We start from the raw sequence: 24,399 nt of genomic DNA, 5'->3' as shown, positions 1-24,399 counted from the left end.
TGAAGCGGATCCAAGAAAAGCAATCGTCCACATCCAAAAAATGGCCCCGGGTCCACCCATATATATTGCTGTCGCAACACCAACTATATTACCAGTTCCCACGCGGCCAGAAATGGCCAGCGCAAATGCTTGAAACGAAGAAATTCCTTTATCAGAATCGGATTTTACAAATAACAACTTTACCATATGTTTTAAATAGGTAACTTGCAAAAACCCTGTGCGAATGGAAAAATAGAGTCCTGAAAACAGGCATAAATATATTAAGAAATCACTCCAAACTAGGTTAGATAACGTCTTTACGATATTTTCCATAAATCAATTCTAGCGTTTATATTTTGCAATGGTGCTTTGGCAAAGAAAAGAGTTTTTTTTCGCAAAGCTTGTGCTAAAATCACATTTATTTTGAAAATCAACTTAAAAAGTTAGGAGTATCCGCTTATTATAATGTTTTATAAATGACTGTTCCACATAACTTAAGGTAATATAAAATTAAGTTAATAAACCAGTTAATATTTACAATAAGAAGTATTACTTTAGAATATAACCATCAATCTTTATTTGGGGAGATCGTGGACGATTTTTTATAGTCTTTGTATTTAGTAATCTCACTGGATAATCGCTTTATAGCGTAACCAACGATTGTCACATCGTCCATCCATCCAAGTATGGGCACTAAATCAGGAATTGCATCTAAGGGCGAAATAACATACAAAATCGTTCCAACTACAATAGAAAGGCTCCATTTGTTAATCGTATACCTACCTGCGAGGCTGTCTCTACACATCGCAATTAATACCTTAAAGTCTTCTGCTCGATCTTCCAAGAAGGAAACTTTATCATCTGCTCTATCTAAATCTTCTCCTGTTATATTTTTTGAACCCAGTTGCGTGAACAAACGAAACATGCGTTGTGTATTTATTTTTCTCATCGACTCTTTTTTACGCTCCTCGTCAATAGACTTCGTTTTGGTCTAGAAGTTTAATAATACGACTTATCAACAATTAGGCCTTATTTGCGAAATTCAACTATATTTGTCTTAAGTAACCATGTCAAAAGCAGATAAAGCAATACGAACGACATATTTCAGCATCCTCACTAATTTTTTATTAGCATTAGTGAAATGGTTGGCGGGTATTCTAGGAAATTCCTACGCCTTGATTGCCGATGCAATTGAATCAACAGCTGATATATTTTCATCAATATTGGTATTACTCGGTTTACGTTATTCTAAGCGTCCTGCTGACGATTCTCATCCCTACGGACATGGACGAATCGAGCCGCTGATAACCTTCATTGTTGTAATCTTTTTAATTATCTCAGCTTTTGTCATTGCCATGGAAAGTATTGAAAATATTAAAACACCACACGATCTTCCAAAAGCGTGGACTTTGGTTATTCTTGCTGCAATCATAATTTGGAAGGAAATATGCTTTCAAATTATCATAAAAAGGAGCAAATCACTCAACAGCAGCTCTTTGAGAGCCGATGCATGGCACCACCGGAGTGATGCTATTACCTCTGTTGCCGCGTTTATTGGTATTTCTATTGCGCTTTTCTGTGGACCAGGCTACGAAAGCGCCGACGATTGGGCTGCATTATTTGCATCGGGCTTAATCATATATAATTGCTATGGCATCTTCCGCCCAGCACTTGCTGAAATAATGGACGAAAACACATATGAAGAACTAGAAGAAACGGTTCGCGAACAATCGATTAACGTTTCGGGTGTTAAACTTATTGAAAAATGTTACATACGGAAAATCGGGATGAATTTCCAGATTGATTTACATGCTGTCGTCGACCCTACGCTTACCGTTAGGGAAGGCCACGAAATTGCACATCGATTAAAAGATTATTTAATGGAAAATGTTGACAGTATAGGCAACGTATTTATACATATAGAGCCTTTCGAAAATACGGATCCATCTGATTAATAAGTACGACAAAAAAAAGGACTCCCCGTATTCTAATCCGAGGAGTCGTAAAAAGCAATAAAAGCTATAACCGACATACTTTCCTACTCTTTTATCAGTGATCGATCGAGATGGACATACCCACCGTCAACATGTATCAATTGACCTGTAGTATGACTCGATTTGTCGGAGAGCAAAAAAACCGTGGTGTTAGCAATCTCTTCCGCGGTTGTCATTCGATGCTCCAGCGGAATACGGTCTGTAATCTTTTTTAAAGTCTCCACCGGATTATCTAAGGTCGCAATCCAAGATTCATATTGAGGCGTAGCGCACTCAGCAACAATTATAGCGTTCACCCGAATGCTATAAGGCAACAATTCTACCGCCCACTCTCTCGTCAATGCATTACGCCCGCCATTGGATGCAGCATAAGCCGACGTATTTCCTTGCCCAGTTTCTGCAGTTTTTGAACTAATATTGATGATACTACCTTTTGACAAACGTAAAGAATCAATACAGTAATGAGCCATTAAATAATAGTGAATCAAATTTTTATGCAAAGACTCTACGAATTTTTCATAGTTTCCAGAGATCAGGCCCACTCCGTCGTTATGACCAGCATTATTTACAAGACCATCAACACGGCCATACGTAGCCAGCACCGCATCGACCGCTTTTTTACATTCTTCAGGACTTGATAATTCAGCCTCTATAGCGAAAGCTTTCCCTCCGAAACCTTCCACCTCAAACTTCACTTTCTCATTGTCAATCTGCTTGCGACCGACGATAACTGGAATTGCTCCTTCATGTGCTAACGCAACAACAACCGCCCTTCCTATTCCTTTGGCACCCCCAGTCACAATTATAACTTTATCTCTTAAATTTAAATCCATTTTTATTTTTTTAAATACTATAGAATCGCTTTGCCGTTTCGCCCCAAAAAGCCGCTTTTTCGGGCTCGGTTAAATTGCCTAGAGCAGTATCAGCAATTTCGACAACTTGTGGATATCCAGCGCCCAACAAACAGACAGGCCAGTCACTACCAAACATCAGCCTATCTTTCCCGAAACAATCGACAACATGCTGAACATACATTTTGAAATCGTTGAGCGTCCAATCACTCCATGCAGCCTCAGTTACCAGACCGGAGACTTTGCAATAGACATTGGGGAACGCAGCTAGTCTCTCGATAAAAACAGCCCAATCATCGAACTCACCATTTTTAATATTTGGTTTTGCCATATGGTCGAGGACAAACCGTTGATTTGGATTCTGCCCAACGCAATCTAACGTACTGTGAAAATGGCGTGGTCGAACCAATAAATCATAAGTATAATCATGTTTTGTCAACATCCTTATTCCATTCAAAAACGCTGGTCGAGTCAAAAAATCAGGATCCTGTTCAGCTTCAATTACATGCCGGAATCCTTTCAAAATCGGTATGGCACGAAATTGCTCCAATTGTTCATCGATATCTTCGGCCTGCAAATCTACCCAGCCTACAACCCCCTTTACCATTGCATATATAGAAGAAAGATCGACCAAAAACATAGTTTCCTCCAAAGATTGGGAGGCTTGGACAGCAACGACACCATCGATATCATTCTCCTTTAATAGCGGTCCCAGATCCGTCGGCATAAAGTTCCGCATTATTGCCGCCATTTCATTAGTTATCCAAGCATCTCTCTGCCGGTCATAAAGCCAAAAATGTTGATGAGCATCTATACGCATATCTAATCTATTTTATTGGTTCAGCATATGCAATAACCTCTTGACGAGATTCACCGAGATAATCCGCGCCTAATTCTATAACATCACCCTCCTTTAAATAAATTGGCGGATTGAATCCTAAACCAACTCCTGCCGGTGTACCGGTGGAGATGACATCCCCTGGTAATAAAGTCATAAACTGAGAAACGTATGACACCACATGTTCAACAGAAAATATCAGATTACTCGTATTGCCATTTTGGTAGGTTTTACCATTAACTTTTAACCACAGTCTAACATTATTAATATCAGGAATCTCATCGGTAGTTGTTAACACTGGTCCCATAGGTGCAAATGTATCACATCCCTTTCCCTTATCCCATGTCCCCCCGCGTTCCAATTGAAATTCCCTCTCGGAAACATCATTGTGAAGGACGTACCCAGCAACATACTTCAAAGCATCCTCTTGCTCCACATAGCTAGCTTTTTTTCCGATCACAATACCAAACTCAACTTCCCAATCTGTTTTGGTCGAGTTCTTTGGAATAATAACTTTATCGTATGGACCTACCAAAGAGGTGGTCGATTTCATGAAAATAATCGGTTCAACCGGTATAGCTGCACCTGTTTCTTCTGCATGATCTTTATAATTCAAGCCAATACATACAATTTTGGAAGGGCGGGCAATCGGTGCGCCAACACGAATTCCCTCAGGAATACGCTTAAGCAATGCTCTGTTTTCTTTAACAAAATTCCCCAGCCTAGTGAGTCCATCTTGTTCAAAGAACACCTCATTGTAATCGCCGCCAAATGCCGACACATCGTAATTTTCCTCTTCAATTTGTACTCCAATTTGCTCTTTGCCAATCTCACCAAAACGAATTAATTTCATATTTTATCTATTTTAATTTACACATATAACCTATTGATAAACAAAAAAATTAAATAATACAACTAATTATTTAATTTAATAAAGCCTCCATCAATAGGATAATCATTACCTGTGATAAATGCAGCGTCATCAGAACAAAGGAATAGCGCCAACTTAGCTATTTCCTCTGGTTTCGCCATCCTCCCGATCGGTTGTGATTGCGACAACTTTTCGAACATTTCTTCTTCTTTACCAGGATAATTCTTACTTATAAAACCGTCAACAAAAGGAGTATGAACTCGAGCGGGAGAAATTGAATTTGAACGAATATTATGACTTATATAATCTCTCGCCACGGACATACTCATCGCATAAATAGCCCCCTTACTCATCGAATAAGCAAAACGATCCGCAATACCGACGACGGCTGCGATGGATGCTAAATTCAAAATTGCTCCCCCTCCGGAAGCCTTCATTTGAGGTATAATCGCGTATAGTGCGTTATATGCGCCTTTGACATTAACGTTAAACACACGATCGAAATCTTCCTGTGAACAGTGCTCTAAGTCGCCAACATGAGCAATCCCTGCATTATTTACTAATATATCAATTCTTCCGATCTCTTCAGCCACTCGTTGTATCTGGGATTGATCACTCACGTTTACACCATGAACCGTTGCATCATTTCCTAAAGAAATAATGTCGTTCGCTACACTTTGTGCGCCTTCAATGTTCAAATCGAAAATATGTACGTGAGCCCCCTGCTCAGCAAATAGTAATGAAATCGCGCGCCCAATTCCACTACCGCCACCTGTAATGACAGCAACCTTATCTTTTAGTTTCAACATTTTATTATATTTATCGTTTGCTATTAAAATAGTCCAATCTATTGATTAGCACTTAAAAATTTGTATTCTTATAAAGAAACACCTCTTCGCCAAGGAATAAAATCGTCTTGTCCAAGCCTAACAGACTTGGGTACCTGTTCACCACTAGCCACCGCAATCACATATTCAATTAATCGATCCGCAGAGTCCTCAATTGTTTCCTCACCGTCAATGATCGTCCCACAATTGTAATCGATTATATCCGGCATCTTCGTAAAAGTCTTTGTGTTAGTCGATATTTTAATCACTGGGGCAACAGGATTTCCTGTCGGCGTTCCTAGTCCGGTTGTGAAAAGAACAACATTCGCTCCCGCCGCGACCTCAGCCGTGGTGCTCTCTACGTCATTTCCTGGCGTACATAACAAATTGAGACCTGGTCGATTAGCGATACCTGGATAATCAACAACTGAAACTATGGGAGAACTACCACCTTTCTTGGCAGCTCCAGCTGACTTAATCGCATCAGTTATTAAACCATCACGAATATTACCGGGTGACGGGTTCATATAAAATCCTGAACCATCTGCTTCGGCTTTAGCGTTGTAGGTCTTCATCAGATTCATAAACTTCTCCGCAGTTGGTTCGTCAATACAACGATCGCTAAGTTCCTGTTCTACACCGCAGAGTTCGGGAAATTCTGAAAGTATTACTGCACCTCCCAGAGCCACCAAAGTATCTGAAAGGTACCCCAAGGTAGGGTTTGCGGAGATTCCAGAAAATCCATCAGATCCCCCACATTCTAATCCTATACACAGCTTATCTAAACTAGCAGGTTGGCGTGTAAATTTATTTGCCTGACTCAATCCTGCAAAGGTATATTTTACAGCCTTTTGCATTAATCGTTCCTCTGTACCTTCCTCCTGCTGCTCGAGGATATACAAGGGTTTGTCAAAATTAACGTCCCGTTTCGCGATTTCCTGACGGAGAATCGAAGCTTGAGCGTGTTGACAACCTAAACTTAAAACCGTAGCACCAGCAACATTGGGATGTGTTATATAACCTGCAAGTAAACCACACAAAGCATCCGAATCTAAGCGTGTACCCCCACAGCCCATTTCGTGATTTAAAAACTTAACCCCATCTACATTTTTAAATACCTTCTCTCTACCTCCGATACGTTGCGCAGAATTGAGGTTAATATTTAACAAATCATCCATGGAAGCACCTGCCTTGTACCGAACGATCAATTCATCCACCTCAACAGCGTAATCATTTGCCTCAACTTTATAACCGAGTTTCTCTTCCAATGCCGCTTTCAAAGTCAGTACGTTTCTATTCTCACAGAACACCAAGGGAATTACCAGCCAATAATTCGCCGTACCAACTGTGCCGTTCGCACGATGAAATCCTTGAAACGTACGTTCTTTCCAGCGGGTCACATCCGGAGTGTCCCATTTTAGTTTTCTAGAACCAAGTTGAAACTCGCTTGAGGCATGTCGCAAATTTTCAGTCGTCAGTACGGCACCTCTTTGTACGGCAAAATTCACTTTTCCGACCAAAACACCATACATATAAACTGGGCTATCAATACTCAATTTCGAGATCGTAAACTTATGTTTTGCCGGAACGTCGGTTTCTAAAGCAAATGTTTCTTGCTGAAAATCAACCAAAAACCCTTTCGGCAAATCTCTTAAAGCTACCAATACATTGTCATCAGGGTGAATTTGTAAATACGATAATCGTCTGTTCTCCATTGTCTTTTACAGTTCAAATATTTGCTTCATTAGTACCCATTTTTCACCTGGCTTACTTCCTGGTATTGATCTTTGGTATTTCCACATCAACGCCTCCCACCGCTCAACAACGGCGTTCTCTTTATCCATCCGATCTTTCTGCTCAAAACTAAAGCTGTCATTTACCTCCATTATCATAAACAACCTGTTTCCAAACCTATATATATCCATAACAGTTATACCAGCGCTTAAAATAGATTCTTTAATCTCTGGCCAAATTTTCTGATGATGACCATCGTATTCTGCAATCATTTTTTCGTCATCAACTAAATCTAACGCGAAAGCATATCTTCTCATAAATTTTTATTGTTTAAATCCTTTAATGTCCAGGCCCCACTTCGTTAACGTCGCTTTTTTGGTTATTCCAGGCAAAGAGAGCTACCACAGTAAAACAAATAAATACAACATAATAAGCCAACTGGAAACTCCCAATCGAATCGGACAATAAACCTACTAGGGGCGGAATTGCGGCTCCACCGACAATTGACATTATAATAAGGCTCGACGCCGATTTGGTATCCCCTCCAATATCCGACACTCCAACGGCAAAAATTGTAGGAAACATAATCGACATGAAAAACGCAATTCCAACCATTGCGTACAATGTGGATACACCGCTGCCGTAAATAACATATAATGTCAATAACATAGCGAATAACGCGTAAATAAGCAACAGACGCAATGGCGCAATAAAACGCATAAAAAATGTCCCAATAAAGCGTCCCAACATAAATGCTAATCCCGCGACTCCTGCATAATATTTAGCATCCGAAGCGCTAACACCAGAGACATCAGTTGCAAACATGACCAAAAAACTTAATATACAAACCTGAGCTCCTACATAAAAAAACTGAGCAATTACGGCCCAAATCACATTTTTATGCTTAAATGCCGTAAAAATTTTATTGGAGCCCTGAGTTTCTTCCTCTTTAATTTCCGGAAGTTTAATAAACACAAACAGCAATGTCACCATCAAAATAATTAGACCAAGTATCAAGTACGGTCCTTTGACCGCCGCTGTTTCAGTCTGAATATAAGCTTCTCTCACCTGTTGAGACAACGAAGCAATCTCTTCGGCGGTTTTTGGTTGCTCGGTTAAAATATATTCTCCCCCTACTATCGGCGCAACAAATGCTGCTAACCCGTTAAAAGATTGTGCAAAATTAAGTCGCTGGGTCGCTTTGGTCGGGTCGCCCAATACGGTCATATACGGGTTAGCAGCCGTTTCCAAAATTGCTAAGCCACAAGCGACAACAAAGAGAGCACCCAAAAAGAAATAATAATTCACCATGTTTGCCGCTGGAACAAATAGGAAACAACCTGCTGCAAACAACAAAAGCCCAATGACAATACCTACCTTATATCCAAACCGTTTCATCAATAAACCCGCAGGAATTGCTAATAAAAAATATGCAATAAATACTGCTGAGTCAACAAGCGATGCTTGAAAATGAGATAGGCTAAACGCATTCCTCAGATGAGGTATTAAAATAGGATCTAGATTATGTATAAATCCCCAAAAGAAAAATAGGGAGGTAATTAATATAATTGCTAACGGATAGTTCTTTGTATTTGCCATTCTTAATTTATATTGGTAAAGTAAAACTAAGTGAATTCAGTAATAAAAAATTGAACTATATTACCGAATGATTAAATGATATTAACATAAAATCTTTATTTTGCTTAAAAACACAGAATATATCCATTACCTTATGCATATCCAGCGACTCGACCACATCTCTACTGCACAGTTCTCAATAGCCGTCCGACATGACACTGCACCACGACACCATAACGTTTGGCATTATCATGAAGAGCTAGAATTGATAAACATTAAAAAAGGACGCGGAACATTTTTTGTTGGTGATTGCATTCATCAATTTTCGGACAAGTTCTTTGTTTTAATCGGATCTAACACACCACATTACTGGCTATTTGATGAAGAATATATTAATATAAACGAAAATAAATCAGCAGATATCAGAGTCATCCATTTTAAACCTGATTATCTAGGTAAAGACTTCTTAGATCTACCCGAATCTGCCTCAATTCGCGCAGTATACACTCTTGCAGATCGTGTTCTTACTTTCCAAGACGATGATGGCGACGCATTTAGCAAAGTTTTCGATGAGATTATGGAGCAAAGCCCATTAAATAGGTTGTTAACCTTAAGTAGCTTACTTAACAAAATCCAAAGACTTACCAATTCGGTATTATTGATGAATAGCAGATATTCTAAAATGCCACAGCAAGACGACTATACACGTATGAACAAAATACTTGATTATATTCGCTTTAATTACAAAATCAAAATACATCTTCAGGAAATAGCCCAAATTGCTGGGATGTCACCAAACTCATTTTGTAGATACTTCAAACAAAAAACAGGAAAAACCTTGATCCAATTCGTAAATGAATTACGCATTGGCCAAGCATGCAAACAACTATCCGAAACGAACGCTTCCATTAAAGAAATATGTTTTGATTGTGGATTCCAAAATTTTGTCAGCTTCCATAAAATTTTCAAAAGCCTGACCGCGGTCACTCCGAGTATGTACAGAAGTAACTCCAAGTAAGGGCGTTCCCTAGAATAATCTTTTAAAGAATACGCAGCGCAGACAAAATAATCTTAAACGACCTACAATATGGCTGTTTGTTTTTCAACAAAAAACTAAATCTGAAAGTTTTCTTAGCCCGTCGGATTATGTACCTTTGTTTATGATCAAATTACAGGCGAAGTTTTTTCTTAGTTTAATTCTCTTTCTCGCTACAGTAAATGGCTTTAGTCAAACTAAGCTTACTACATCCGATTTCGTTGACAGCATACATTCCTCCAAGCGGTTGTTGTTAGATGTGCGTACACCTAAAGAATTTGAGGGTGGTTCAATCGGAAATGCGAAAAACATAGATTGGAATGACCGTGATGGCTTTGAGGCATACACAAACTCACTCGACAAAAAGAAACCGATATATTTATTCTGCCTAAGTGGTGGCAGAAGCGCAAAGGCTGCCGACTATCTTAGTGAAAAAGGTTTTAAAGTGTTTGAGCTGCAAGGCGGATACTTAAAGTATCAACACGATCAAAAAACTATCCCTGATAGCGTAAACCAATCCAATGACGAAATAAGTTTATCAAAATTTCAACAAATCGTAAAATCTAATCCGAAAGTGCTAATAGATTTCAACGCGGAATGGTGCGCACCTTGTAAAGTGATGCGACCTTTTTTAGATGAAATAAATCGAGATGAACAAAATGGCATCCACGTCGTATTCATCGACGCGGACAAAAATCAGGGTTTATTAAAAGTGCTTAAGATTTCTGGTATTCCGCGTTTGCAATTTTTCAATAACGGAAAACTCTCTTGGGACCATACCGGTGCGATTGAAAAAAGTGAGCTTCTCGAAGCTATTCAAGACCTTTAATATATCATATGCAACACATTGTATTATTCACCGCCGGAATATTTGGAACACTAACGATAATCCTCGGAGCGTTTGGAGCCCATGCATTCAAAAAAATACTAACCGAGGAAAAGTTAAGCTCATTTGAGGTTGGTGTCCGCTATCAAATGTATGCCGCGTTTGCTTTGTTAATTATCGGATACAATGGCGATTTTACTCAAGGTACAGTAAGATGGGCGTATTATGGTATCGCTTTTGGAACATTACTGTTCTCCGGAAGCATCTACTTATTGTCCTTTGCAGATTATTGGCAAGTGAAGTTAAAATTTTTGGGTCCCATAACCCCTATTGGTGGATTACTGATGATTATCGGTTGGATCTCATTAATGATCAGCTTTTGTTCACTCTAATAGGTTTACAATATTTGAATGGACAATCTCCGGTATCTCAACTCGGTGAGCGTGTCAACAATACTCAACAACCCTAAAAGTACTGATGCAAAGAAATTGTCCAAATAAAATTAAATGCTTGATCAAATGGACGGTTGTACTTGCAGCCCTTTCATTATGCGCGGGAAGCCTTTCCGCCCTTTTTTTATATCTTCTAAATGCAGTCACCATTACGCGTGAAAACAACATTTGGCTTTTATACATGCTTCCCTTTGTTGGAGTATTCATCGTATGGGGATATTCGCGTTATGGCGGAGAAGCACAAAAAGGAAATGAGCTTCTATTTTATAGGTATTACAATCCAGGTGAACCGATTCCATTTAGAATGGCCCCAATGGTTATTCTCGGAACACTACTCACCCACCTGTTTGGGGGGTCAGCTGGCAGGGAGGGTACTGCAATTCAGTATGGGGGAACTATAGCAGATCAATTCTCGAAATACATAGAGTTTTCCAAACAACAAAAGCGAATTCTGCTGTTGTGCGGAATTGCTGCAGGTTTCTCCTCTTTATTTGGAACTCCAGTGGCAGGAAGTATTTTTGCTTTGGAGTTTGTCAAAAAGGGTAAGTTCCGTTGGTATGCTTTACCACTAATTCTTCTATCAAGTTTTTTAGCAACGTGGATCTGTAATCAATATGGAGATCTCCACACACACTATCAACATATAAAAGAGGTTCTCCCTTTTGATTTAAGATTGCTCATGTATCTAGCGATCGCAGGCTTAATCTTCGGCCTTGCTTCGCGGTTGTTCTTTCATATAAATGACTATATAGATTGGTTATTTAAACAAATTAAGCAACCGCTCGTCCGTCCGTTTGTAGCGGGAATACTTATTATCGTCTTAGTTAGCTTGTTGCAAACCACAAAACACATCGGATTGGGGATTCCGGTGATTCTTGATTCATTCATCCAGACTGCTAATCCTTCAGATTTTTTGATTAAAATGCTTTTGACAAGCATCACTCTATGTGCCGGATTCAAAGGAGGAGAAGTTACACCGTTATTTTTTATCGGTGCCACATTAGGAAGCGCGCTATCGCCTTATATCCCTCTACCTCTTACATTACTAGCAGCTACAGGCCTTGTGGGTGTATTTGCTGGTTGCACAAAGACCCCGATTGGCTGTACCTTAATGGCAATGGAATTATTTGGCTGGGAAAATGGACATTACTTCCTACTAATTTGTGGAATCAGTTTCTTAATTTCTGGCAGTAAAGGTATCTACCGAACGCAAAAGAACTCACACCTGTTTGGTGTAAGATGAAAGGTAACTACTTAACAACCCTTCTACATTTTTTAAAGCTCTTTATAGAACGCGAGGTATTTTTCAATGGCCTCCCTTTTTCTTTCGGTTAAGTTAAAGTCTAAATACTCCGTTAAGTAAGTGACATAATCAAACCCTTCGACTTGATCGACTTGATCGATAATGTCGGTAGGATGCGAAACGCCCTCAGCTAAAGCGCGATTAAAATCCTCAACAAAATCTTCAGGAAGCTTTTTATTGGAAACCCAAACCGCGTAGGCAAACGGTAATCCTGTGAAATCTTTCCAGTAGTATCCTAAGTCATAAATATAAGGAGCTAAATTATCCTTCCCAAATGTACGATCACCGATAAGTACATAAGCGTCAGCAGTTCCCTCGGTCACAACTTGAATTTCCCGTTTCCAATAATGTTTGAGTAAAATACGTGCCAAACCATTGGAAGTCCTGGACTGTTTATCAAGAAGTAGAGTCGTTATCTCTTCTGCTGGTTTCTGAGAGTAAATAAATACCGAATTGACCGCTCCGTCGCTACCTATACAATAATCACTGATAATATGATATTCTGGTAATTTTAAAAGCGCAGCAACCGGAATTATCCCCATATCAACCTCATCCTCTATTACACGGCGTGCGCACTCACTAGGGTAATCCATAGACAGGTCGATTTTATCTATGATCGCTGAATTTCGTATACCCTGCAAAAAAGGTAGGGTATTGGTATAAGAGACAGCGGATATCGCTATTTTCTTCATTTTAAATTGTTCAAATGTTGTACGTTGTAATGGTCGCGAATGGTAAATTGACCACTTTGAAATTCAAGCACATAAAGCGCCGTGTTTGTGTGAGGAAAATCATCCATCATACTTACCGGAGTTCCAGTCAAATGACATAACATAATGCGAAGAGCACGGCCATGCATACACACTAAAATAATCTCTTCGTCTTCTTTGGAAAGCATAAATTCGATCGCCAATTTTTGTCGTTCGACAAGTTCATTAGGAGACTCGCCCCGTTCTATCCCCAAATCCAAATATCCGGCCCTCCAACTCGAAACTATTTTTTCAAAACCAGAAATAACCCCTTCATCTTGTTCTTTCCCTTCATACACCCCCCATGAAATTTCGTCTAATCCATAGTGTTCCTCCGTTGGTACCCCATCTAGGGTAAATTGAGCTACGGTCTGTTTTGTTCTCAATAAGGTAGATGTATAAATTTTATCAAATGGTATATCTTTGTATGTCTGATAAAATGCCCTTGCTTGCTTATGACCTGTGTCATTTAATGGTGAGTCTACCCCTCTGCCTTGCACAATACCACGCAGATTTAGATCCGTCTGCCCATGGCGTATAAAATAAAACGTCTTTTTTTTCAATGTATATTACTCTACTACAGGTAAGGAATAGTAATTTGCTTTCTTATTATCCTGGAAAACTACGTCCTTATAATCTGTAATCACACCATATAATGTATCTCTCTCAATAGGATGACGTCCGACGTTCTTTATCAGTTCAACCAACTGCTGTGTACTCATACCAGGATTCTGCTCTTCTGCTCCAGCCATCGAATAAATTTTTGTCGTGTCATCCAATGTACCATCAATATCATTTACGCCGAAAGCCAACGATAGTTGCGCAGTGTCACGCGATATCATTGCCCAATACGCTTTGATATGTTCAAAATTATCCAAGTAAATACGGGCAATCGCATAATTTCGTAGATCTTCGACCACAGACACCTCGGGAACGTGCGACATTTGATGTCCCTGATTACGAAACTTCAATGGAATAAATGTCTGGAAACCACCTGTCTTATCTTGGAGTTGCCGCAATCGCTCCATATGATCCACTCTGTGCCAGAAAGCTTCAATATGTCCATATAACATTGTCGCATTGGTTCGCATACCCAACGAGTGCGCTTGCTCATGGATATCAAGCCATTGTTCGCTGGTACATTTATCCCCAGCAATTTTCGATCGAATCTCAGTATGAAAAATCTCAGCACCACCTCCAGGCATAGAATCCAATCCACACTCCTTTAAAAACTTAAGCCCTTCATAATGACTCAACTTCGCCTTTTTAAAGATATAATAGTATTCAACTGGTGTCAAACCTTTGATATGCAAATCCGGTCGATGTTCCTTACACCGACGAAAGAATTCAGCATAAAACTTTAAATCTTGTTTCGGCACGACACCACCGGTTATATGAACTTCCGTAACAGGCTCATCGTCATATTTCTTGACGATATCTATCATTCCATCGACATCCATTTCCCACCCTTGATCACGCTCCTTAATTAATCGCGAGTAGGCGCAAAACTTACAATCGTAAACGCAAACATTCGTGGGTTCTATATGAAAGTTTCGGTTGAAATAGGTATAATCACCGTGTTTCTTCTCTCGAATATAATTTGCTAGAACTCCCAAGTAGCCCAACTCTCCGCGTTCGTACAAGACAACACCCTTCTGAAAATCAATACGTTGACCTTCAAGAACCATTTGAGCGATCTCTCTTAGATCGGTATCCAAATTCTTATCTTGGATTAAAAAATCAAGTTTTTCCCTTGCATCCATATATTGTCTCTCTAACCTAACAAATGTACCAAATCGGCAAGAAAAAAGCGACTTTATAGTCGGTTTTCTATCTTAATCAGCAAATTGCTGCATGTCTATCAATCGCTTATATAAACCTTCAATGCCAAGCAACTCCTGATGACTACCAGTTTCAACAATACTTCCAGCCTCAATAACCACAATTTTGTCCGCATTCTGAATAGTACTCAAACGGTGAGCAATGACAACCGTAGTTCTGTTCTCCATCAATTTGTATAACGAATCCTGCACCAATTTTTCGGATTCGGTATCTAGTGCAGACGTTGCTTCATCTAGTAACATAACCGGTGGATTACGTAGAACCGCTCTAGCGATACATATACGTTGACGTTGTCCTCCTGAAAGCTTTGCACCGCGATCACCAATATTTGTCTGATAACCGTTCTCCGATTTCAAAATAAAGTCATGTGCGTTTGCAATCCTGGCTGCATTCTCTACTTCTAACATTGTCGCATCTGGTTTTGCAAATGCAATATTATTAAAAATGGTATCATTAAAAAGAATTGACTCCTGATTTACTGTTCCAATTTGATTTCGCAAAGATTCCTGCGAAAGATTTCTTATATCAATTCCGTCAAAAAGTACCTGTCCCTCGTCGACGTCCATGAAACGAGGAATCAAATCTACCAATGTAGACTTCCCTCCTCCTGAGGGACCGACTAGAGCCACCGTTTGCCCCTTATTTATGGTTAAATTTATATTATTGAGTATCTTCTTCTCACCATAAGAAAAACCAACATCTTTAAAATGGATACCATTTTTAAAGGTATCAATAATTTTCGCATCGGGCTTGTCTACAATTTTGCTTTTTTCGTCGATTAATTCTAAAACTCGTTCTCCAGCAGCAATACCATTATGAATATTTGAGAAAGCGTCCGTCAATGCCTTCGCAGGGCGCATTACTTGTGAAAATATAGCAATATAAGTAATGAATTCTGAGGCTTTTAAATCTCCCTGCCCACTCAATACCAGACTTCCACCATAAAGTAATATTAAAGCCACCATCATCACTCCTAGCAATTCGGAAACTGGCGAACCCATTTGTTGCCGACGCACCATGCGACGCATTATTTTGGAATAATTTTCACTCTCACCGTTAAAGCGATCTTTAACAAATGGAACTGCATTAAACGCTTTGATGATTTTTATCCCGGATAGTGCTTCATCCAGATAAGAAATCATATTGGCATAAGACTCCTGACCTTCACGCGCTTGTTGTTTAAGTTTCTTGACAATCTTAGAAATAAAGAAGGCCGATACCGGAATAACAACTAACGAAAACAATGTTAATTTCGTTGACAAAGCAAACAACACTACAACATATGCTATCAATTGTAAAGGTTCTTTAAACGCAACTTGAAGCGTTGACGTAACTGAAAACTGAACCACTTGGACATCTGAGGCGATTTTTGAAATTACGTCACCTTTTCTACTATTTGTAAAATATCCCAAATGAAGGTCCATCACATTATTAAAAACAGATTTACGAAGATTCAGCAAAGTATGAATACGCAAATTCTCCATTATTCGTTGGGAGAGATATCGGAATAGGTTACTGATAAAAACCGACGCCACGATGACAATACACACATATTGGAGGGCTTGATAGGGACCAATATCGTAATACAATTTATCCGCATAATAAGTAAGTAAGCCTCCTAAATCATCAAATCCAGGTTTCTCACCAATTGATACAGATTCCAAATCTGCATCGCCGGTACTCTTGAACATCACCTGCAACAATGGTGCTAACAAGGCCAGATTCAGAGTTCCAAATATCACAGTAATAATAGTACATATAATATAAGGAATTGCATATTTTTCAATAGGCTTCGCAAAAGATAATAATCTAAAGTATGTCTTCATGTAAAATATTAAGTTTACAAAAGTAATAAAAAAAGAACGCGGACCATTTTAATTGAATTTCGCGTTGCAATTCCAGCCTATATTTAATATTTAATAACAAAAAGGTATATTTTTTATATAAAAGCTGTAATTTAGGCGCTAAAATTCAAAATTATCATCATGAATATCGAAGTCGCTGATAGGCTAAAACATACTGAGGAATATTATTTTTCAAAGAAGTTGAGAGAAATCGACCAGCTGAATAAGAATGGTGCGCAAGTGATCAACTTGGGTATAGGTAGCCCTGACTTGCCCCCGCATCCGGAGGTTATTCGTGTGTTAAACAATGAGTCGCAAAAGGCAAACACCCATGGGTATCCTCAAAATTACAGAGGTATTCCGATATTGCGGCAGTCCATGGCCGATTGGTATTTTCGGTATTATAATGTAGACCTCGATCCTCAATCGGAGATTCTTCCGTTAATTGGATCAAAGGAAGGGATCGTTCATATTTGTATGACCTATCTTCAGCAAGGTGACCAAGTACTTATCCCTAACCCTGGTTATCCAGCCTATAGTAGTGCTGTCCGCCTGAGCGGGGCTACCGCAATTTCGTATAGCCTGCAGGCTGATAGAAATTGGCAACCCGACTTCGAGCAGCTTGAGAAATTAGATCTCACGAAGGTTAAAATGATGTGGGTTAACTACCCACATATGCCGACAGGCGCCAGAGCAACCACGACGCTTTTTGAAAAACTAATTGCATTCGGTAAAAAGCATAATATATTAATATGTCATGATAATCCTTATAGTTTTATACTAAACGACCATCCACAGAGCATTCTGGCAGTACAAGGAGCGAAAGAGGTTGCTATAGAACTAAACTCCCTTAGTAAATCATCCAATATGGCTGGTTGGCGCATTGGTATGTTAGTCGCGGCAAAAGAAAGAATTGACGAGATTCTTCGCTTTAAAAGTAATATGGATTCTGGTATGTTTCTACCGCTACAGCTTGCAGCAGCTAAGGCGCTTCAGCTAGATCAAAGCTGGTATACAGAGTTAAATTCTGTCTATGCTAATCGTCGTACATTTGTATATAAACTTATGGACTTGTTAGGTTGTGCCTACGACGAGAAGCAGGTAGGACTGTTTGTATGGGCAAAAATACCCGACAACTATAAAAATTCGTACGATTTATGCGATGAAGTGTTAGAAAATGCCCACGTGTTTGTCACGCCAGGTGGAATTTTTGGTTCTATGGGCGAACAATACATACGCATTAGTTTATGTGCCAACGAAGAGGTGTTAACGCAGGCGCTAGCCCGCATTTCAACGGCTAAAAGCTAGCTAAAATATTAGATAAAAAATGAAAATAGCAATAGTAGGCGTCGGTTTAATCGGTGGATCAATAGGCATTCGCTTAAAAGAAACAAAATTTTGCTCGACAGTAATCGGTGTAGAGAAAAGTGAGAGCAACCAGAAAAAAGCTCTTCACCTAGGGTTGGTAGATGAAATCCTAACCTTAGAGCAAGCGATTGCTCAATGTAAGATAATCGTACTTACTATACCCGTTGACGCCATATTGAAAGTTCTCCCCCAGATCTTGGATAAAGTAACAAATCAGGTGGTCATCGACATGGGGTCTACTAAAACGAATATATTAAACTTAATATCAGGCCATCCAAACAGAGGTCGATACATTGCTGCGCATCCGATGGCTGGAACGGAATACTCGGGTCCGGAAGCAGCGAGAGCAGACTTGTTTACAGACAAGATGATGGTCTATGTAGAAGCGTTCAAAACAGATGAAGATGCATTTGAACTTGCGGACGCTTTAACCGAGCAATTGGAAATGAAGACTTCATTTATGAATGCTCAGGAACACGATATGCATACGGCATACGTCTCGCACATCTCCCACCTAACGTCATTTGCTTTAGCTTTAACAGTACTTGAAAAGGAAAAATCTCAGGGAAGAATTTTTGAACTTGCTGGTTCTGGCTTTCAATCGACAGTACGTCTAGCGAAATCGTCGCCAGATATGTGGACACCAATCTTCAAACAAAACCGAACCAACGTTTTAGAGGTCCTTGAGGAACATATCAAGCAGTTACAATTGCTGTACGACAAATTGCGAGATGAAGACTATGACGCTTTGCATAAATTGATAAAAAAATCGAACAAAATTAAGAGGATCATCAAATAATGGATCTTATCGCACTTGAAAACAAAGAACTTTCGTTGGTTCCCTTAAAAGCAGACGATTACCAACGATTATTTTCAGTTGCTAGCAGTAAAGAAATCTGGGAACAACATCCAAATCAAAATCGCTATTTATCAACAGAATTTCGACTTTATTTTGACCAGCTACTCAATTGCGATATTGCATATTTAGTAACAGACAGACGATCCAATTCAATCATTGGTGCCACTGCCTTTTACAATCTTGATCGAGAAAAGAAACAAGTGGCGATCGGCTATACATTTCTAACTACTAAATACTGGGGAACCGGAATAAATACATCCCTAAAGTCGCTGATGATCAATTATGCATTTCAATTTGTTGATCACATTATTTTTTATGTCGGAGCACATAATATCCGCTCTCAAAAAGCGGTGCAGAAATTAGGGGCAAGAAAAACAGGGGAATTGTTGAAACAAACAAAACCTCACCGACACAATTACGAATACACACTAAGTAAAGACTCAATTTAGACTGCTCAAAGAATCAAGAGAACAGCAAACAGAATTATATTTTTTTCATCTTTCTATTTGCAAAACACTCAGCAATAACGTACTTTTGTTACATTATTAATAAAAAATGCCTTTTTTGTTCACACATTCCGCCCATTTTCATCATCGCCACTGCGGCGATATGTAATTTATGTGTTTCTACGTGGAACGAAATACCCTAGGTATATTTTCTTTTATTAATATTTATAATCAATAAAAATTTCCTCATCTTGAAAAATCTTAAAATAGCTATCCAAAAATCGGGTAGATTAAACGAAAAATCAGTACAGCTTCTTAAAAATTGTGGACTAGATTTTGAAAACTATAAAAGCTCGCTTATAACTACTGTCAACAATTTCAATTTAGAGATTCTCTTCCTGCGTGACGATGATATCCCAGGATATGTAGCACAGGGTATTGCCGATCTAGGTATTGTTGGCGAAAATGTTATTGACGAAACACAGGTAAAGGTGGAATACCTGCAACGTCTTGGGTTTGGGAAATGTACCTTAAAAATTGGAGTCCCTAAAGACTCTGATATAAAAGAACTTAATGACCTTACAGGAAAAGCAATTGCAACCTCCTATCCTGTGATATTACAAGAATTCTTAAATGAGCACAAAATTCAAGCAACAATACGTGAGATTTCAGGATCGGTAGAAATAGCTCCGGGGCTTGGGCTTAGCGATGCTATATGTGATATCGTCTCAACTGGCGGTACATTAAAAAGTAACGGCTTAAAACCTTTTGCCGATGTCCGTAATTCTGAAGCAATCCTAATAGGCCGTGATGAAATAAAAAATAACCCTATTCTTTGTGAATTATTACAACGCGTACAATCTGTACTTCGCGCAAAAGAAACAAAGTACGTTGTTCTAAACGTAGAAAAAACAAATTTACCGCAAATTACCGAGCTGTTACATGGAGTAAAAAGTCCTACCGTGGTTCCATTAGCGGAAGAGGGATGGGTCGCTGTTCATACAGTTATTACGGAAGACGATTTTTGGGATAAAATTAATACATTAAAAGCTGCGGGAGCACAAGGAATTGTTGTCATGCCAATTGAAAAAATAATCTTGTAATGTTAAAAAGCTATTCCTTAAAAGACTTAACAGAGTCAGAAATAGATCAACTTGTCGCACGTAATACCGACGACACAAATGCCATTCAGGATACAGTCTTGCAAATTATTGATCAAGTTCGAGATCAAGGAGATCGTGCATTAATAGAACTCGCTCGTAAATTCGATTGCGTAGAACTAAGTGAGTTGTTTCTGGGTAAGGATGAGATTGCAGATTTAGCTTCTACAATTACTCGTGATCAACAACGTGCTTTAGAAATTGCTTTTCAAAACATTCATAAATTCCATAGCACCCAGCTTCGCAAAGAGCGCACAGTAGAGACGATGCCGGGTGTAAAATGCTGGCGGGAAGTACGCCCAATTGAAAAAGTTGGACTATACATACCTGGGGGATCCGCCGTTTTGCCGAGTACACTTCTGATGTTAGGAGTACCTGCACGCATCGCCGGCTGTAAAGAAATTATAGTTTGTTCACCGCCGCAAAAAAGCGGAAAAATTAACGGGTTTGTTGCTTACTGTTTACAGCTACTTAAAATTGAAAAAATATATTTAGTCGGTGGTTCTCAAGCGATTGCTGCGATGGCATTTGGAACCAACACAATCCCAAAAGTCGACAAGATATTTGGACCTGGAAATCAATTTGTTACCAAGGCAAAAAGTATTATTCAAAGTATTTCTAGTGTAAGTATAGATATGCCCGCAGGTCCCTCTGAGGTACTAGTAATTGCAGATGAGTCTGCAACTCCGTCGTTCGTCGCTGCAGATCTATTGGCGCAAGCTGAACATGGACCTGATAGCCAAGCGGTTTTGGTCGCTTCATCCGAAAAAATTATACTACAAGTGAACCAGGAGGTAGAGAGACAACTTGAAATTCTTCCCCGTGCGGAAATCGCGAGAATGGCTATAGCAAACTCATACGCTGTACTGGTAAGCGACTTGAAAGAAGGGTTGCAGTTTTCTAATAAATATGCGCCTGAACATTTAATTCTTGAGACAGATGAATGGCAATCAATAACCCATTTAATAGTAAATGCAGGATCAGTTTTTCTTGGACACCTTACTCCAGAAAGTGCTGGAGATTATGCTTCTGGAACAAATCACACACTCCCAACTTCGGGGTATGCTCGCAGTTATTCTGGCGTGTCGGTTGACTCTTTCGTTAAAAAAATAACCTTCCAACACATCAATAAACAGGGACTCGAACAATTAGGTTCTACAGTAGAAACTCTCGCCGAACTTGAAGGTTTACACGCTCACAAAAACGCAATTTCTATTAGAAAATAACTTATAAAAAAGGGCTTAGAAATTGATGCAGCCCTTTTTATTTTAATATATTTGCACATTATTTGCTGACAGGGTTTGAATTGGATGTTTCAACAACTTAATGCAGATATTTTAATAAAAACGAATAGCTTAACATGGCAGTCAATAAAAAAAATATTGTTGTTGTAGGTGGTGGATTTGCGGGAATAAATTTCATCAAATCCTTAAAAAATGAGTCTCAGTACAACATTACCCTTGTCGACATTAACAACTACAATTTCTTTCCCCCATTAATTTATCAAGTTGCAACAGCATTTATTGAATCATCAAATATCAGTATGCCGTTCCGTAAGATGTTTAAAAAGAATAAAAATTTCAATTTTCATCTAGGTAAATTAGTCAACATTGATAGTGCGAATAATATAATCCATACGGATGCAGGAGTTATCCCGTATGATCATTTAGTTTTAGCATTGGGTACAGAAACCAATTATTTTGGTATGGAAAACGTAAAGAAAAATGCTTTTCCAATGAAAAATATCACCGATGCACTGGCGATTCGTAACAAAATATTGTTAAATCTTGAAGATTATATTTTGCATCCGGAAGATACCAATAGAGACGCTTATCTCAATATAGTCGTTGCTGGAGGCGGCCCCTCGGGTGTGGAAATTTCCGGAATGATAGCGGAACTTAGTGATCGTATCGTAACAAAAGAGTACCCTGAACTTGCCGGACTGAAACCAAAGATTCATTTGGTGGATGCTGCACCAGTGTTATTAGGTCCTATGAGCAAAATCGCTCAACAAGAAGCTAAAGACGTGCTAGAAAGACTTGGTATAAAGATAACGCTTAACGTTGCTGTTAAAGATTATCAGAACGATATCGTTGTTTTGAGCGACGATACACAAATTCATACGAAAACGCTTATCTGGACTTCAGGTGTAATCGCAAGAGAATTACCAGGCATTCCAGAGGACAAAATTGGGCGCGGGCGTCGAGTACTTGTTGATCAATATAACGCGGTACAAGGCTTTGATAATGTGTACGCCATCGGAGATATCTGTTTTCAGACTACGGATGGAAGCTATCCAAACGGACATCCACAACTTGCCCAAGTCGCGATGCAACAAGGCACGCTGCTTGCAAAAAATATTGTAGCAAAAGACAATAACCAATCTGAAAAACCATTTGCATATTGGGACAAAGGTAGTATGGCTGTCATTTCTCGCTACAGAGCAGTAGCTGATTTACCAAACTTTTCTTTTAAGGGATTTTTCGCATGGATGACATGGTTATTAATTCACCTTGTCCCGATCGCAGGCTTCCGCAATAAATGGAAACTTTTAGGAAATTGGCTATGGTCATTTTATTCGGCAAACTCTGGCTTACGCTTAATAATTCGCAGTGAACGCAAACGCGATGCTAACGAGGTTCGAACAAACCAGCACGGATAGTTAAAGTTATTACAAAAAAAAGTCGAGTCATGCTCGACTTTTTTTATTGATAGCTATTTTTTTGTCGATTTTTTTACTTTCGATTTTATTTTCTTAAGCGCATTATTTACGGCCTTTTTAACCTTTTTGCTAGGTAACAATTCCAATAAATTCTCAACCTCTCGCTTGATGCTGTTCGAAGTTGAACCTTTGCCATTCTTTTTCTCGCTAGATTTTTTCTTTTTATCTCCCTTTTTAACAGTTTTTTTACTTTTCGCCTTTACAGCTGCTTTTTTAGGGTCATCTTTCTTTAAGTTATCTTTTTTCTGACCTTTTTTCTCTGCAAAAACAGTCCCCTCTTTTACATTTTTTATAGCATCTTTTTTATCCGGCTTGGATTTACTCTTCTTTTTCGACTTAGTCGCTGGAACATGATCAACCAAGGATTCTTTCTTAACCAATTTCGTTTTCGCAGTTTCTGCTGCCACTGGTTTAGCTGCCGCTGGTTTAGTTGCAGCTGGTTTAGCCGCCGCTGGTTTAGCTGCCGCTGGCTTTGCTGCCGCTGGCTTTGCTGCCGCTGGTTTAGCTGCCGCTGGTTTAGCTGCCGCTGGCTTTGCTGCCGCTGGCTTTGCTGCCGCTGGCTTTGCTGCCGCTGGCTTTGCTGCCGCTGGCTTTGCTGCCGCTGGCTTTGCTGCCGCTGGCTTTGCTGCCGCTGGTTTAGCTGCCGCTGGCTTTGCTGCCGCCGGCTTTGCTGCCGCTGGCTTTGCTGCCACTGGTTTAGCTGCCGCTGGCTTTGTTGCTGCTGGCTTTACTGCCGCTGGCGATTCTGAACTATCGGTAATAATTGTGTCTTTGTTATCTACAGCCATAATAATGTAATTAATGTTCAACAACAACACGATGACGTCGTTAATTGTTTTAAATATAGTGAAAATACAACATTATTTCTTAAATTTGTCTGCAATACATAATTGGGGTCGACCGGAATTGACAGGATGGCGATGGTTATGTAAGCATGCAGTGCGTTGTTAGTATTGCACTTTAATATAAACTTTCAGATTTACAACTGGCGAAGAAAACTACGCCTTAGCTGCTTAAGTTAGACTTAACATAGCTATTTGTCCCGCTAAATCCTGTTCTTTGGTTTAGCATTAGGGGCATCGAACGATAGAACTGGCCAATGTGAGTTCACTAAGCATTG

General features: G+C 39.3%; 25 protein-coding genes. 11 read left to right on the top strand and 14 right to left on the bottom strand.

The features are described 5' to 3' along the window. Positions 1-312, bottom strand: a 312-nt coding sequence (locus tag HP439_RS08145) for an alanine:cation symporter family protein (protein ID WP_172389845.1), incomplete at its 3' end; no start/stop codon positions are given. A 235-nt stretch (positions 313-547) separates the two neighbouring features. Next, positions 548-928, bottom strand: a complete 381-nt coding sequence (locus tag HP439_RS08140) for a YkvA family protein (RefSeq protein ID WP_172389844.1) — start codon at positions 926-928, stop codon at positions 548-550. Positions 929-1,046: 118 nt separating this feature from the next. On the opposite strand from HP439_RS08140, the gene HP439_RS08135 reads away from it, so the two are divergent. Next, positions 1,047-1,934, top strand: coding sequence for a cation diffusion facilitator family transporter (locus HP439_RS08135; protein WP_172389843.1), 888 nt, complete (start codon positions 1,047-1,049; stop codon positions 1,932-1,934). Positions 1,935-2,017: 83 nt separating this feature from the next. Here HP439_RS08135 and HP439_RS08130 read toward each other — a convergent pair whose 3' ends face one another. The 7 genes from HP439_RS08130 to fucP form a co-directional block, all read right to left on the bottom strand. Continuing rightward, on the bottom strand, positions 2,018-2,806 hold the full coding sequence (locus HP439_RS08130; RefSeq protein ID WP_172389842.1) for an L-fucose dehydrogenase: 789 nt from the start codon (positions 2,804-2,806) through the stop codon (positions 2,018-2,020). A 10-nt stretch (positions 2,807-2,816) separates the two neighbouring features. Next, positions 2,817-3,644 (bottom strand): amidohydrolase family protein, encoded by an 828-nt coding sequence (locus HP439_RS08125; protein WP_172389841.1) that lies wholly within the window; start codon positions 3,642-3,644, stop codon positions 2,817-2,819. A gap of 7 nt (positions 3,645-3,651) precedes the next feature. Further along, positions 3,652-4,515, bottom strand: a complete 864-nt coding sequence (locus HP439_RS08120) for a fumarylacetoacetate hydrolase family protein (RefSeq protein ID WP_172389840.1) — start codon at positions 4,513-4,515, stop codon at positions 3,652-3,654. A gap of 62 nt (positions 4,516-4,577) precedes the next feature. Next, complete coding sequence (locus HP439_RS08115; protein ID WP_172389839.1) at positions 4,578-5,342, bottom strand: SDR family NAD(P)-dependent oxidoreductase; 765 nt, start codon at positions 5,340-5,342, stop codon at positions 4,578-4,580. A gap of 68 nt (positions 5,343-5,410) precedes the next feature. After that, the gene (locus HP439_RS08110) at positions 5,411-7,075 is read right to left on the bottom strand and encodes a UxaA family hydrolase (RefSeq protein ID WP_172389838.1); all 1,665 of its coding nucleotides are present in this window, start codon (positions 7,073-7,075) and stop codon (positions 5,411-5,413) included. Between the two features lie 6 nt (positions 7,076-7,081). Further along, the gene (locus tag HP439_RS08105) at positions 7,082-7,411 is read right to left on the bottom strand and encodes an L-rhamnose mutarotase (RefSeq protein WP_172389837.1); all 330 of its coding nucleotides are present in this window, start codon (positions 7,409-7,411) and stop codon (positions 7,082-7,084) included. Positions 7,412-7,433: 22 nt separating this feature from the next. After that, positions 7,434-8,693 (bottom strand): L-fucose:H+ symporter permease, encoded by a 1,260-nt coding sequence (gene fucP / locus HP439_RS08100; RefSeq protein WP_172389836.1) that lies wholly within the window; start codon positions 8,691-8,693, stop codon positions 7,434-7,436. Between the two features lie 100 nt (positions 8,694-8,793). Between fucP and HP439_RS08095 the strand changes: the two genes are divergently transcribed. The 4 genes from HP439_RS08095 (at position 8,794) to HP439_RS08080 (ending at position 12,229) form a co-directional block, all read left to right on the top strand. Continuing rightward, positions 8,794-9,690, top strand: coding sequence for an AraC family transcriptional regulator (locus HP439_RS08095; protein ID WP_172389835.1), 897 nt, complete (start codon positions 8,794-8,796; stop codon positions 9,688-9,690). Positions 9,691-9,832: 142 nt separating this feature from the next. Then, on the top strand, positions 9,833-10,537 hold the full coding sequence (locus tag HP439_RS08090) for a thioredoxin domain-containing protein (RefSeq protein WP_172389834.1): 705 nt from the start codon (positions 9,833-9,835) through the stop codon (positions 10,535-10,537). 8 nt (positions 10,538-10,545) lie between these two features. Next, entirely contained in the window at positions 10,546-10,926 is a 381-nt protein-coding gene (locus HP439_RS08085) for a DUF423 domain-containing protein (RefSeq protein WP_172389833.1), read from the top strand. An 85-nt stretch (positions 10,927-11,011) separates the two neighbouring features. Beyond that, positions 11,012-12,229 (top strand): chloride channel protein, encoded by a 1,218-nt coding sequence (locus HP439_RS08080; RefSeq protein WP_172389832.1) that lies wholly within the window; start codon positions 11,012-11,014, stop codon positions 12,227-12,229. A gap of 32 nt (positions 12,230-12,261) precedes the next feature. On the opposite strand, the gene HP439_RS08075 is transcribed toward HP439_RS08080, so the two are convergent. From HP439_RS08075 to HP439_RS08060, 4 genes are all read right to left on the bottom strand, one after another. After that, positions 12,262-12,981 carry a menaquinone biosynthetic enzyme MqnA/MqnD family protein gene (locus HP439_RS08075; protein WP_172389831.1) on the bottom strand — a complete coding sequence of 240 codons (720 nt, stop codon included), beginning with the start codon at positions 12,979-12,981 and terminating at the stop codon, positions 12,262-12,264. Next, positions 12,978-13,601 (bottom strand): histidine phosphatase family protein, encoded by a 624-nt coding sequence (locus tag HP439_RS08070; RefSeq protein WP_172389830.1) that lies wholly within the window; start codon positions 13,599-13,601, stop codon positions 12,978-12,980. Before HP439_RS08070 ends, HP439_RS08075 begins: the two co-directional genes overlap by 4 nt. 6 nt (positions 13,602-13,607) lie before the next feature. Continuing rightward, complete coding sequence (locus HP439_RS08065; protein WP_172389829.1) at positions 13,608-14,801, bottom strand: radical SAM protein; 1,194 nt, start codon at positions 14,799-14,801, stop codon at positions 13,608-13,610. 72 nt (positions 14,802-14,873) lie between these two features. Then, complete coding sequence (locus tag HP439_RS08060; protein WP_172389828.1) at positions 14,874-16,706, bottom strand: ABC transporter ATP-binding protein; 1,833 nt, start codon at positions 16,704-16,706, stop codon at positions 14,874-14,876. A gap of 159 nt (positions 16,707-16,865) precedes the next feature. Between HP439_RS08060 and HP439_RS08055 the strand changes: the two genes are divergently transcribed. The 6 genes from HP439_RS08055 (at position 16,866) to HP439_RS08030 (ending at position 23,219) form a co-directional block, all read left to right on the top strand. After that, on the top strand, positions 16,866-18,032 hold the full coding sequence (locus HP439_RS08055) for a pyridoxal phosphate-dependent aminotransferase (RefSeq protein WP_172389827.1): 1,167 nt from the start codon (positions 16,866-16,868) through the stop codon (positions 18,030-18,032). A 19-nt stretch (positions 18,033-18,051) separates the two neighbouring features. Further along, positions 18,052-18,891, top strand: a complete 840-nt coding sequence (locus HP439_RS08050) for a prephenate dehydrogenase (protein ID WP_172389826.1) — start codon at positions 18,052-18,054, stop codon at positions 18,889-18,891. Next, on the top strand, positions 18,891-19,400 hold the full coding sequence (locus tag HP439_RS08045) for a GNAT family N-acetyltransferase (RefSeq protein WP_172389825.1): 510 nt from the start codon (positions 18,891-18,893) through the stop codon (positions 19,398-19,400). Before HP439_RS08050 ends, HP439_RS08045 begins: the two co-directional genes overlap by 1 nt. Positions 19,401-19,648: 248 nt before the next feature. Beyond that, positions 19,649-20,500, top strand: a complete 852-nt coding sequence (gene hisG / locus HP439_RS08040) for an ATP phosphoribosyltransferase (RefSeq protein ID WP_172389824.1) — start codon at positions 19,649-19,651, stop codon at positions 20,498-20,500. After that, positions 20,500-21,783, top strand: coding sequence for a histidinol dehydrogenase (hisD, locus tag HP439_RS08035; RefSeq protein WP_172389823.1), 1,284 nt, complete (start codon positions 20,500-20,502; stop codon positions 21,781-21,783). Before hisG ends, hisD begins: the two co-directional genes overlap by 1 nt. Before the next feature lie 134 nt (positions 21,784-21,917). Next, positions 21,918-23,219: an NAD(P)/FAD-dependent oxidoreductase gene (locus HP439_RS08030; RefSeq protein WP_172389822.1), complete on the top strand. Its 1,302-nt coding sequence runs from the start codon at positions 21,918-21,920 to the stop codon at positions 23,217-23,219. Positions 23,220-23,272: 53 nt separating this feature from the next. On the opposite strand, the gene HP439_RS19400 is transcribed toward HP439_RS08030, so the two are convergent. Continuing rightward, entirely contained in the window at positions 23,273-24,067 is a 795-nt protein-coding gene (locus tag HP439_RS19400; RefSeq protein ID WP_216657795.1) for a hypothetical protein, read from the bottom strand. Positions 24,068-24,399: the final 332 nt, after the last annotated feature.

The organism is Sphingobacterium shayense (assembly GCF_013179575.1).
Classification (GTDB): Bacteria; Bacteroidota; Bacteroidia; order Sphingobacteriales; family Sphingobacteriaceae; genus Sphingobacterium; species Sphingobacterium shayense.
The sequence above is the reverse complement of the archived record's forward strand: the minus strand, read 5'-3'. Positions and strand labels throughout refer to the sequence as shown.